Annotated in this window: 9 protein-coding genes and 1 pseudogene; 7 read left to right on the forward strand and 3 right to left on the reverse strand. The window is 45.5% G+C overall.

Annotated elements, in window-relative coordinates; translation table 11 throughout:
* Positions 1-428: 428 nt before the first annotated feature.
* The 6 genes from DW083_RS14610 (at position 429) to DW083_RS14635 (ending at position 9,511) form a co-directional block, all read left to right on the forward strand.
* Positions 429-1,835, forward strand: a complete 1,407-nt coding sequence (locus tag DW083_RS14610) for an amidophosphoribosyltransferase (protein WP_122332874.1) — start codon at positions 429-431, stop codon at positions 1,833-1,835.
* 59 nt (positions 1,836-1,894) lie between these two features.
* A complete protein-coding gene (gene pepT, locus DW083_RS14615; protein WP_115499445.1) occupies positions 1,895-3,115 on the forward strand; it encodes a peptidase T in 1,221 nt (406 codons plus the stop codon).
* A 16-nt stretch (positions 3,116-3,131) separates the two neighbouring features.
* On the forward strand, positions 3,132-4,217 hold the full coding sequence (gcvT, locus tag DW083_RS14620) for a glycine cleavage system aminomethyltransferase GcvT (protein ID WP_122332875.1): 1,086 nt from the start codon (positions 3,132-3,134) through the stop codon (positions 4,215-4,217).
* Between the two features lie 193 nt (positions 4,218-4,410).
* Positions 4,411-7,113 carry an ATP-binding protein gene (locus DW083_RS14625; RefSeq protein ID WP_122332876.1) on the forward strand — a complete coding sequence of 901 codons (2,703 nt, stop codon included), beginning with the start codon at positions 4,411-4,413 and terminating at the stop codon, positions 7,111-7,113.
* Between the two features lie 86 nt (positions 7,114-7,199).
* Entirely contained in the window at positions 7,200-8,150 is a 951-nt protein-coding gene (locus DW083_RS14630; protein ID WP_115499442.1) for a transporter, read from the forward strand.
* 107 nt (positions 8,151-8,257) lie between these two features.
* Entirely contained in the window at positions 8,258-9,511 is a 1,254-nt protein-coding gene (locus DW083_RS14635) for an ATP-binding protein (RefSeq protein WP_122332877.1), read from the forward strand.
* On the opposite strand, the gene DW083_RS14640 is transcribed toward DW083_RS14635, so the two are convergent.
* Positions 9,497-9,982, reverse strand: coding sequence for a GNAT family N-acetyltransferase (locus tag DW083_RS14640; protein ID WP_115499440.1), 486 nt, complete (start codon positions 9,980-9,982; stop codon positions 9,497-9,499). The genes DW083_RS14635 and DW083_RS14640 overlap by 15 nt on opposite strands.
* A 116-nt stretch (positions 9,983-10,098) precedes the next feature.
* Here DW083_RS14640 and DW083_RS14645 point away from each other — a divergent pair.
* Positions 10,099-10,535, forward strand: a pseudogene (locus tag DW083_RS14645) (DUF695 domain-containing protein).
* Positions 10,536-10,633: 98 nt separating this feature from the next.
* Here the strand turns inward: DW083_RS14645 and thrC are convergent.
* The gene (gene thrC / locus DW083_RS14650; RefSeq protein ID WP_122332878.1) at positions 10,634-11,947 is read right to left on the reverse strand and encodes a threonine synthase; all 1,314 of its coding nucleotides are present in this window, start codon (positions 11,945-11,947) and stop codon (positions 10,634-10,636) included.
* Positions 11,944-13,146: a cofactor-independent phosphoglycerate mutase gene (locus tag DW083_RS14655; protein WP_122332879.1), complete on the reverse strand. Its 1,203-nt coding sequence runs from the start codon at positions 13,144-13,146 to the stop codon at positions 11,944-11,946. Before DW083_RS14655 ends, thrC begins: the two co-directional genes overlap by 4 nt.
* Position 13,147 lies beyond the last annotated feature (1 nt).

Below are 13,147 nucleotides of genomic sequence, written 5' to 3' on the forward strand. Positions count from 1 at the left end.
AATCTTCGCGAGGTGCCGAGTGCACTACACATTAGCACGGTCGTAATGGCAAAGAGGACGGTCGTAATTGTTGAAAACGCTCAAAAAAGAGGAAAAAGTCCCTTTTTGACGGCCGAAAAGTGGGTTAACGTTTATTTGCTTTTAGCTCTCTTTTGAGGCTTGAAAATGCGTTTTATACAATAAGCCCCCCGGAATAGTTGAAAGTTATGAGTTGAAAATTGAAAATTAGGGGGAGCGTATTTATTTAGAAAAGCGGAATTATTCGTTTCGACCTTTTATTGTGTTTGCATCTATTTTGTGGTTAAGATGGTAAGGAATAAGCGAAGTTTCCCCTGTAAAAAATGCAAACGTGTGGGCGTAACTTCTGAAATTTCTAAATAATCTTGTACCTTTGCAACCTAATTCAAAAATCAAAAACACTATTTACAATGGGTGGTTTTTTCGGAACTATTTCTAAGTCGGCTTGCGCTGTTGATTTATTCTATGGCACCGACTACAATTCTCATCTGGGGACTCGCCGAGGCGGTCTGGCTACATACGATAAAGAAGCCGGCTTTACCCGTTCCATTCACAATCTGGAAAGTTCTTATTTTCGTACCAAGTTTGAACCTGCTCTTCCCAAGTTTGTAGGAAATGCAGGAATCGGTATTATCAGTGATACGGATGCGCAGCCGATTGTGATCAATTCACATCTTGGAAAGTTCGCGATCGTGACGGTAGCGAAGATCAACAACATCGATGAACTGGAACAGGATTTGCTGAAGGCGAACATGCACTTTTCCGAGTTGAGTTCGGGCAAAACAAACCAGACCGAACTGGTTGCCCTGCTGATTACACAGGGAAAAGATTTTGTCGAAGGAATCGAGAATGTCTATAACCGGATCAAAGGTTCCTGCTCCATGTTGCTGCTGACGGAAGACGGAATCGTTGTTGCCCGGGACAAATGGGGACGTACTCCTATTATTATAGGTAAGAAAGAAGGTGCTTTTGCCGCCACCAGCGAATCGAGCAGTTTGCCCAATCTGGATTATGAAATCGAGCGGTTCGTCGGTCCGGGCGAAATCATTCGTTTGCGTGCCGACAGCATCGAGCAGATGCGTAAGCCTAACGAACAGATGCAGGTTTGCTCGTTCCTTTGGGTTTATTATGGTTTCCCGGTATCCTGCTATGAAGGCAAGAATGTCGAGGAGGTCCGTTTCCAAAGCGGTTATAAGATGGGAAAGAAAGACGAATACGATGTGGATTGCGTTTGCGGTATTCCGGATTCGGGCGTCGGTATGGCGTTGGGATATGCCGAAGGAAAAGGCGCTCCTTACCACCGTGCGATCACAAAATATACACCGACCTGGCCGCGCAGTTTTACTCCGGCCAATCAGGAGATGCGTTCACTGGTTGCCAAGATGAAACTGATCCCGAACCGTGCCATGCTGGAAGGCAAGCGGATTTTGTTTTGCGACGACTCTATTGTCCGTGGCACGCAGCTTCGCGATAACGTGAAGATTCTTTATGATTACGGGGCAAAGGAAGTGCACATGCGTATCGCTTGTCCGCCGCTGATCTACGGTTGTCCGTTTATCGGGTTCACTTCTTCGAAGAGCGACCTCGAACTGATTTCCCGCCGTATCATCCAGGAACTTGAAGGTGATGAAAATAAGAATCTGGACAAATATGCGACAACCGGTTCACCCGAATACCAGAGGATGGTGGATATTATTGCCGAGCGTTTCGGTTTGAGCTCATTAAAGTTCAACACGCTGGAAACATTGGTGGAAGCAATCGGATTGCCGAAATGTAAAGTTTGTACACACTGTTTTGACGGAAGTAGTTGCTTCTAAATTTTGTTGTTCGTGACACTTTGATTACTTTTAGGGCTTGTAACATTAATAATAAGCTTATGACTGTAACAGATAGATTTTTGAAGTATGTGACGTTCGACACGCAGTCGAGCGAAACGACGGGGACGACGCCCAGTACGCCGGGACAGCTCGTGTTTGCAGAAGCACTGGTTAAGGAACTGAAAGAGATCGGGTTGGAGGATATAACCCTCGATGATAAGAGCTACCTGATGGCAACTTTGCCCGCCAATACGGCGAAGGCGATTCCGACGATCGGTTTCATTGCCCATCTGGACACAAGTCCCGATATGTCGGGAAAAGACGTGCAACCCCGTATCGTGACTTATAAGGGTGGCGATATCGTGTTGTGTGCGGAAGAGAACATCGTGCTTTCTCCGTTGATGTTTCCCGAACTGAATGATTATAAGGAACAGGATATCATTGTGACGAACGGCAAGACGCTGTTGGGGGCTGATGATAAAGGCGGTGTGGCCGCTATTATCTCGGCTATGAAATATCTGAAGGATCATCCGGAGATTGAACACGGCAAGATCCGTATCGGTTTTACGCCGGATGAAGAGATCGGTGCCGGTGCTGACCATTTCGATGTGGAGAAATTCGGTTGCGAATGGGCCTATACGATTGACGGCGGACAGATCGGAGAGCTGGAATATGAGAACTTTAACGCTGCCGGTGCGAAAGTCCTTTTCAAAGGGTTGAACGTGCATCCGGGTTATGCAAAAGACAAGATGCTCAACGCTTCCCTGCTGGCTGTGGAATTTGCTTCCTGGCTACCGGCCGCACAGCGTCCGGAACATACGGACGGCTATGACGGTTTCTTCCATCTGACAGCTATGGGCGGGACGGTTGAAGAGGCTTCCCTTTCTTACATTATCCGCGATCATGTGCGGACAGCCTTCGAACAGAAGAAAGAATTGCTGCAAGAGCTGGTGAAACGGATGAACGAAATGCATCCGGGCAGTACGACCTTGGAGTTGCGCGACCAGTATTACAATATGCGTGAAGTCGTTGAGCCGAAGAAATATATCATAGACCTGGCGTTCGACGCGATGACGGCTGCCGGTGTGACGCCTTTGGTCAAACCGATTCGCGGCGGAACGGACGGTGCACGCCTTTCCTTTATGGGCCTGCCTTGTCCGAACCTTTTTGCCGGAGGATTGAATTTTCACGGCCGTTATGAATTTCTTCCGGTCAAGTCGCTGGAAAAAAGTATGGAAACAATTATCAAAATAGCTGAGCTGCTGGCTCAAAAATCTTAAATAAATTTATAATAACATGAAAACAACTCCCTTTACCGATGTGCACATTGCACAAGGTGCCAAAATGCATGAGTTTGCCGGTTTCAACATGCCGATTGAATATACCGGTATTATTGATGAACACATGACCGTTGTGAACGGCGTAGGTGTGTTCGATGTTTCACATATGGGCGAGTTCTGGGTAAAAGGCCCGAACGCATTGGCTTTCATCCAGAGTATCACGTCGAACGACGCTTCTGTCCTGCCGATTGGCAAGGCTCAATATACTTGTTTCCCGAATGATAAAGGCGGTATCGTGGACGACCTGTTAGTGTATCACTATGAGCCGGAGAAATATCTGTTGGTAGTCAATGCCGGTAATATCGCGAAGGACTGGGATTGGTGTGTAAGCCATAATACGGTTGGAGCCGAATTGGAAAATTCTTCTGATCGGACGGCGCAGTTGGCTATCCAGGGACCGAAAGCCGTTGAAGTACTGCAACGCCTGACTCCGGTCGATCTGTCTTCCATCCCTTATTATTCATTTGTAACAGGTGAGTTTGCCGGTTGCAAGAATGTGATTATCTCCAATACGGGTTATACCGGAGCCGGTGGTTTCGAACTGTATTTCTATCCGGATGATGCAATGACGATCTGGAATGCAATCTTTGAAGCCGGAAAACCGGAAGGCATCAAACCGATCGGTTTGGGCGCGCGTGATACGTTGCGCCTGGAAATGGGCTTCTGCCTGTATGGCAATGACCTGGACGACACGACTTCTCCGATTGAAGCCGGCCTGGGTTGGATCACTAAGTTTGCAGAAGGAAAGAACTTTACGAACCGTGCCGAGTTGGAACGCCAGAAGAAGGAAGGCGTGACACGCAAACTGTGTGCGTTCGAACTGGTTGACAAAGGTATTCCCCGTCATGAATATGAAATCGTCGACGCAGAAGATAATGTGATCGGTGTGGTAACATCCGGTACGATGTCTCCCGTATTGAAGAAAGGTATCGGTATGGGCTATGTGAAACCTGAATATGCAAAAGCCGGAACGGAAATCTTCATCAAGGTCCGTAACCGTAACCTGAAAGCACAGGTGGTAAGACCTCCGTTCAGAAAATAAGTATTCAATAGTCCACAATCGGGTGGGCATGACATTGGTTATAGAATGACCATAGATTGATTATCATAATATGGATAATTAATTCTGTGGTCATTTTCTTTTGCTATATCTTTTTTTCTTACCTTTGGACATTTTTTAAAGAGTATCTTTGATTTTCAACAGGTTTTGGAGTATGGGCTAAAATAGTACAAATATGAAACGCTGGTATCATTTAAAGGGCCTTTTTTTGTTAGTGGTTTTTCTGATAATAACCACCTTGCCATCCTATGCTTCTCCGGATGGGGGCGAAAACAGTTATGTGCTAATCATAAACTCTTATACGGAATCTAATCCTTGGAGCCGTATTTTTACGGCGCCGGTCTATGAGCAAATGACAACAGATGATGAAAGTTGGACTGCCTATACGGAAAATATGGACCTGATGCTGATAAAGACGGATGCTGATGTCGAGAATTTCTCAACTTATTTATCCCGGAAATATACGGGAACGCCTCCTTCTTTAGTGATTTTACTGGGAAATAGCGCTTATATGTTGTTGCGGGACGAGTTGAAACGCCGTTGGGGTAAAGATATTCCGCTTTTAGTTTGTGCGGAGAAGGATTTTATTGCTCCCTATGAATATTACTTGTCTAAAGAGGCTTGTCCGGAAGAACTGCAAATCAACCTTTCAGAGATGGTCGAAACCTTCCATAACCTGACTATACTGTATGTCCCGGAATATATATCCGAAACGGTCAATCTGATAAAGAATTTGAAACCCGATATGAAACGGCTTATCTTTCTGGCGGATAAGCGTTATATCAGTGCACAGAATAAGCGCTTTATCCAAGATGTCATGGAGAATGATTTTCCGGATATTGAACTGCAACTGATAACAGCCGGAGATACGAGTACGGATGAACTTATCTCTCTGTTAAGCCGTGTGGATAAACGGACTTGTGTTTTGTATTATTCATGGATTCTTTTAAATCAGCAGGGGAATCGGGATATTCTTAGTTCCGATACTTACCGGATGCTGAGTTCTTATACGGACGCTCCTATCTTCACCCTGAATGACATGGGAATAGTGGAAAACGGGATGGTCGGGGGATTTTTTTATCCGGAATCCAATATCTCTACTACGCTTACCGGAATTGTCAGTGATATATTGAAAGGGAAAAAGCTGCATGCCGTTATTACTCCCGGTCAGCCGTGTTCGGTGTTGAACTACCAGGTCTTGATACAAAAGAATATTCCGCTTTCTGATCTGCCTTCCGATGCTATCTTTTATATGAAACCTCCATCATTTTGGCAGCAATATCATAACCATGTTTACGCAGGCAGTGGAGTCCTTTTCGTCTTTATCTTATTCCTGTGCCTGCGGATTAAATCATTGAACAAGCTGCGGATATTCCACACCAGGGAAATTGCGTTTATGAGGAATTACAGGCAGCTGATCAACTGTATGCCTATTTCCTATATGAAGCAGCAGATCTTATATGAGGGAGGTAATGCCGTCGATTATTTGATAGTCGATGTCAATCCTGAATTTGAAAAGTTATTCGATAGAAAAACTCATTTCCTGAATAAGAAAGGTTCGGAGCTGTCCCATTCCCGTTTGGTGCAATATATGCAGGCCTGTTCGCTTATATTGGCACAAAACAAGCAACTCAGTGTCCAATATTACTATGAACCGGCCGAGCATTATCTGAATGTCCTGATCATCCCGTCCAGTACGCCGTGTTGTGTCGACCTGTTCATGTCGGATGTAACGGAAGTGGTTAAAGCGCAACAGGTATTACGCTCTCTGAACAAAAAGCTCTCCATGTCGTTGGATGTGGCAAACATTGTTCCCTGGAAATGGGATTTGGTCCAGCAGACCATCCTTTGTGAAATGAACCCTTCCGGGAACACCGGTTTTTCCGGGTTGTTTGATGAAAGTAAACTGATAGCACCGGCCTCTGAATATTTTGCAAAGATTTACGAGGACGACAGGGGTAAGATAGAAGAGGCTTGCGAGGCTTTGCTACTTGGCCATGTCGATAAGATAAAGGAGGAGTATCGTATTCTTCCGGAGGGGGAAGACGAACTGGTATGGGTGGAAACATATGCGACTGTGGAGAAAAGGGATGAAGACGGAAAACCGACATCACTGATTGGTTCCGTAATCGACATTACAGACCGGAAGAAAGTGGAAGAGGAACTGCTGAACGCCAAGAATAAGGCTGAGGAGTCCAATAGGCTGAAGTCTGCTTTCCTGGCCAATATGAGCCACGAGATCCGTACGCCTTTGAATGCAATTGTCGGTTTCTCCAATATTCTTGCCATGACGGACGATGCGGAGGAGAAAGAAGAATATGTTCATATCATCGAAAACAATAATGTCTTGCTGTTGCAGCTTATCAATGATATCCTGGATTTGTCGAAGATAGAGGCGGGGACATTGGATTTCATCTATTCGGATGTCGATATAAACACCATGCTACATGAATTGGAAGTATCCATGCAGAGCCGTATAACGAATCATGTCAAGCTGATATTCGAACGGAAGGAGGAGGATTGTTTCGTCTCGATAGCCAAGAGCCGGTTTATGCAAGTTCTTATAAATCTTATAACTAACGCTATCAAGTTTACGGAAGAAGGCAGCATACGCTTCGGCTTCTCGATACAAGACGGGGAGATGCTGCGTGTTTATGTGGCGGATACCGGTTGTGGTATTCCGCCGGAGAAACAGAACAGCGTATTCGAACGTTTTGTCAAACTGAATGCTTTTGCCCAAGGCACCGGCCTGGGGCTTTCTATTTGCCGGATGATCATTGAATATCTTGGCGGTGAAATATGGGTGGAGTCGGAAGTTGGAAAGGGGACGACGTTCGGGTTTACTTTCCCTTATAAACCCGCTACGGTACGGGAATAGCTTATTTGGCGATTTGTAGAAAAAAAGAGTTCTTCGGGTTTAATATTATATATATCTTTGTCCCGAAAATATAAAGAATAGGTATTATGTTGAATTTTCTGAAAAACTGGACGTTGCCTATTGCAATGTTGGCCGGTGTGTTAGGTTATTTTATGTTTGCCAACTTCACTTTTCTGGAGCCGACAAAACCGTTTATGAATTCTTTAGTTGCCTATTTGACCCCTTTCCTGATCTTTGCACAGCTGTTGCTAACTTTCTGCAAGGTGCAGCCGCACGAGTTGTTGCCTTCTCCCTGGCACGGATGGCTGTTGCTGTTCCAGCTTGTTTCTGCCTCTGCAATAGCCGCTTTGCTGATATTCGTCCGGATGGAAGGTTCCTATAAGGAGGTGTTTGAGGGGGCGATGGTTTGCCTGATTTGCCCGACGGCGACGGCAGCTGCTGTTATTACCGGTAAATTGGGAGGGAGTGCATCCAGTTTGACTACTTATACGCTGTTGTCCAATATCCTGGCGGCAATCGTTGTTCCGCTGATGTTCCCTTTGGTGGAGCCTCATGCTAATATTACTTTCCTGACGGCATTCCTGAAAATATTGAGCAAAGTGTTCCCGTTGTTGCTTTTCCCGTTTATCCTGGCAATGCTGTTTCGCTATTATCTTCCGAAAGTCCATCATTTCTTGTTGGGCTTCCGTGATATGGCTTTCTATCTTTGGGCTGTTGCCCTTACAATTGTAACAGCCCAGACTGTAAAATCGCTTGCCAATAGTGATGCCGCAGTGGGTGTTGAGGTGTTGATTGCATTGGCCGGATTTATAACCTGCGTCATTCAGTTCTATTTAGGGAAACGGATCGGTACCCGTTATTTCGATCGCATCAGCGCCGGGCAGGCGCTCGGACAGAAGAACACCGTGCTTGCCATCTGGATGTCTTACACGTATCTGGATCCGCTTTCATCGGTCGGTCCCGGCTCATACGTCCTCTGGCAAAATATTTTCAATAGCTACCAACTGTGGAAGAAGAGGAAGAAAGAGATGAAATAAGGATATAGATTACAAATATTCCGATTAGAAATCGGAATATTGCAGGCAAAGTTCCGAATGACATTCGGAACTTTTTGTTATATTTGCCTCAATAAAAGAACATCATCATGAATAAGGAACTGTTAAGGCAAGTCATTTATGAGCAGAAAGCCCAGAATGTAGACTTAGGTATTGAACGATATATCGATCCTACTTTGCTCGAATGTCCGGAAGTGGTCGTCATAACAGGAGTGCGGCGCTGTGGTAAATCTGTCCTGTTACATCAGATACAAAAAAGGCGGGAAGAAAAAGACTACTATCTCAATTTTGATGATGAACGGCTTATTAGTTTTACTGTAGAAGACTTCCAAATGCTGAATGAGGTCTTTATGGAAGATTTTGGTTTGCAGAAGACTTATTATTTGGATGAAATACAAAATATACAAGGGTGGGAACGCTTTATTAGCAGGCTTTATGGGCAAGGATGTAAAGTGTTTGTTACGGGTAGTAACGCGAACCTTCTAAGTCGGGAACTGGCTACTTTTTTGACCGGACGTCATGTGACTGTGGAACTTTATCCTTTTTCTTTTCTTGAATTTCTGAAATTGGAACAGTTTGAATTCAAGCATGAATACTTTTATACGACAGAAGGCAAAGCCCGATTATCCAGTCAGATGCGTAAATATTTGAAGATAGGCGGCTTTCCCCAATATATACGTTGGGGAAGTACTAATTATTTGTCTTCGTTATATAATGATATTTTATATAAAGATGTGGTAGTACGCAACCGGATTAATAATGAGAAGCAACTTAAAGAAATGATGTATTATTTAGCCAGCAATGCTACTCATCGGTACACTTATAATTCTGTTGCAAAAGTTGTTGGAATAAAGACTTCAGATACAATTAAATCTTATCTCGGATTTATTGAGGATACTTATCTGGTTTATCAACTTGGTAAATTTGATTATTCTGTAGGTGCTCAGATGAAAAGCCCTAAAAAGATTTACTTTATAGACAATGCAATTATCAATAAAATAGGTTTCAACGCCACGGATAATTTAGGAAGCCTTTTGGAAAATATTGTATGCGTGGAGCTCTTGCGGCAAGGAAAAGAAATTTATTATCATGCAGATACACAAGAATGTGATTTTATAGTTCGTGAAGGAAATCAAATAGTCCAATCTTTCCAGGTTACTGTTTCTCTAAATGATCCGCGTACGCGGGAACGTGAAATGAAAGGTGTCCTTTCTGCTATGGATGCTTATAAGCTGAAAGAAGGATATATAATAACCTTGGAGGAATACGAAGAAGTAACAATCGATGATGGGCGTTGTATCCATGTATTACCTGTATGGAAATGGCTGTTAGAGAAGCACTAACTCATAGTCCACGACATCCAGCCAACGGTCGAATTTCAGTCCTACTTTTTCGAAGCGGGAGACTTGTTTGAATCCGAGTTTTTCATGTAATATGTTGCTGGCTTCATTCCCTTCCGTGATGCAGGCGATCAGGGCGTGAAATCCTTTTTGGCGGCATTCGTCGATCAGCTTTACCATCAATTGCTTCCCGATGCCTTTTCCTGTACTTTCCGGTGACAGGTAGACGGTAGTTTCCAGCGTATATCTGTAGGCGGCGCGCTCTTTCCAGGGATGGGCGTAGCAGTATCCGACCACTTTGTTGTCCACTTCGTAAACAAAATAGGGGAAATGGGCGGAGATTTCAGCTATCCGTGAACGCATCGTTTCTTCCTGTAAGGGTTCCGTGTCGAAGGTTGCTACACTATGCAAGACATATTCATTGTAGATATCCGTAATCGTTTTTGCATCCTGGAGTTTTACCGGTCTGATCATTGTCTAAAAGAATTATTATATTTTCTATTTTGAGGACAAAGATAAAAGATAACTGCTTTGTATAGACGCCTGATCTCATAAATAATATCTATTTTTGTAGAATAATTGATATTGATATGAAACTAAGTAACGAATGGTTTACCGCTCTTTCAGAGAATGAATCCGGACAGTTGGTCACTGTTTCCGGCCGTGACGAACTAACCGAATTTGTGCAGTCGGGCAAGTTCAAGGAACGGGTGGAAATCACCTGGAAATATGAAGGTGACGACAAGGGAATGCCTTCCGAAGCATTGGCTGAAAAGATGGAAGAGATACAGGAAGCTTGCGCAAGGCAATGGAAAAGGATAAGCTTTCAATCCTGACGGGTGTATATACCGGAGGAGGAGAGAAGATATGGGTCTATTACACCCGTACCGTCCGTGTTTTCGGTGAACGGCTGAACGAAGCATTGGCTCCGTTTGAAGAGTTGCCGATCTCTATTTATACGGAGGTTGATCCCGAATGGGAAGAATACACGGATATGTATGAGATGAAAGACTGGGCCATTGAATGAAAAATAAAGAGGATGCATCAATTTAGTATGAGATGGCGGGGCAAGTCCGCCAAGACACAGATGCTATAAATAGGACTTTTGATGCATCCTCTTTAATCTTATTGTTTCATCAGGTAAGACTTGAAACCCTCGAAATCTTTTTTCAGCTCGATACTTTGTTTTGTCCCTTGCATAAAGGCTTTTAGCTTTGCCGGTATTTCAATATCCGCTTCCAGGATGCTGTCTACCGTTCCTTTGAACTTCGCCGGGTGGGCCGTTTCCAGGAATACGCCTGTTTCACCGGGGGCGAGCTTGTTTTCAATTAACGCCTGATAACCACATGCACCATGCGGATCGAGCAAATAACCGGTTTTTGTGTAGACCTGCTTCATGGTAACGGCGATTTCTTCATCTGTGAAACGATAGCCGCTTATCAGTCGGCTAATTTCCTGATGCGGGTTGCCATTTTTGCCAAACAGATCCAGGATACGGGCAAAATTGCTCGGATCGCCTACATCCATTGCGTTGGCTATCGTTGCAACGGAAGGACGCGGGGTGTAAGTGCCTGTTTTCAGATATTCGAGGAATACATCATTGCGGTTGTTGGCGGCAATAAAGCGCTTTACGGGTAATCCCATCCGGTTGGCAAACAACCCGGCTGTGATGTTTCCGAAGTTCCCGCTGGGAACAGAAACGACCAATTCATCCGCTTTACCGATCTTGTCTAATTGCGCGTATGCATTGAAATAGTAGAATGATTGCGGAAGGAAACGGGCAACGTTGATCGAGTTGGCCGATGTCAGTTTCATGTGGCGGTTCAGCTCGTCGTCCATAAAGGCCGACTTGACCAATGCCTGGCAATCGTCGAACGTGCCGTCTATCTCCAGTGCGGTAATATTCTGTCCTAATGTCGTGAACTGGCATTCCTGGATCGGGCTTACCTTTCCTTTGGGATAGAGCACATACACATGGATGCCCGGCACACCTAAAAATCCATTGGCAACGGCACTGCCTGTGTCTCCCGAAGTGGCAACCAATACGTTAACTTGCTTCAGCCCTTCTTTTTTAATGAAATATCCCAGCAGACGTGCCATGAAACGGCCGCCGACATCCTTAAAGGCCAGTGTCGGACCGTGGAACAGCTCGAGGCTGTAGATGTTGTCGTCGACGTGTACCACCGGAGTCTCGAACGACAGCGTGTCTTTTACGATCTCATTCAAGGTACCGGCATCGATGTCTTCACCAAAGAAAGCCTGTGCCACAGTGCAGGCTATTTCGTGGAAAGATTGGTTCTTCATATTGCCGATCGTATCCTCGTCTAATTTGACGATGCGTTCGGGCATATATAGCCCTTTGTCACCGGCGAGCCCTTTTACAACGGCTTCTTCCAATGAGGCAAAGGGAGTTTGCTTATTTGTGCTGTAATATTTCATAATAACTCTTTTATAAATTCGTCTTTCTCTAAAATGCCATATTTACCCTTCAGAACGGAACACTCGTCGAAACGGGTGACAGCGTCGGGTGCCTGTCCCGGTTTGTAGATCAGGAAAGGAACCGGGGTGTTTGTATGGGTACGGATGGCGCAGGGAGTCGGGTGATCCGGAAGTACGGCTATTGCAACTGGCTCGTCCCATTTCTGCAATTCTTCGAAAATAATGCCGATCGCCCGCTTGTCCAGGTTCTCGATCGTTTTTATTTTCAGATCCACGTCGCCTTCGTGTCCGGCTTCGTCGCTGGCCTCCACATGGAGATAGACGAAGTCGTTTGTTTTCAGGGATTCGAGAGCGGCGTGCGCTTTTCCTTCGTAGTTGGTGTCGTACAGTCCGGTGGCGCCTTCCACGTCGATCACTTTCAGTCCGGCATATACGCCGATACCGCGGATCAGGTCGACGGCAGAGATCACGGAGCCTTGCTTGAAGCCATACATTTCCTGCATAGTCTTCATGGCCGGGCGATATCCGGGCGACCAGGGCCAAATGCTGTTTGCCGGATCTTTCCCGGCGGCAACACGTTTCCGGTTGACGGGATGATCCTTCAATATCTCTTGCGATTTCAGAATCAACTCGTTCAGCAGATCGGCCGTTTCCTGTGCTTCCGGCACTTCCGGCTTAACCATCAGGGGACGGAAAGGATGGAGGGGTACATCGTGAGGAGGCGTGCAATCCAAGCGTTTGTCACCTCCTTTGATCACTAACAGATGGCGGTAAGACACACCCGTGTAGAAATGTACGCGGTCGGAGCCTAATTTCTCGTTCAGGAAGCGGATCAGTTCGTCCGCCTCACCGGTTGTGATATGTCCGGATGAATGGTTTTTCAGGATATCGCCTTCCACACAGATCAGGTTACAGCGCATCGCCATTTCCCCCGGTTTCAGCTCATATCCGATACTGGCGGCTTCCAATACGCCGCGGCCTTCATATACGGTCGGAAGGTCGTAGCCCAAAACTGCCATATTTGCCACTTCACTTCCCGGATGGAAACCGTCGGCAACGGTTTTCAAGCGTCCGGTCACGCCCATTTCAGCCAGCCTGTCCATATAAGGAGTGTCTGCATATTGCATTGGCGTCTTGCCGCCTAAAGCCTCTATCGGCTCGTCGGCCATCCCGTCTCCCAGAATGATTATACTTTTCATC

The organism is Parabacteroides sp. AF48-14 (assembly GCF_003477465.1).
Taxonomy (GTDB): Bacteria; Bacteroidota; Bacteroidia; order Bacteroidales; family Tannerellaceae; genus Parabacteroides; species Parabacteroides acidifaciens.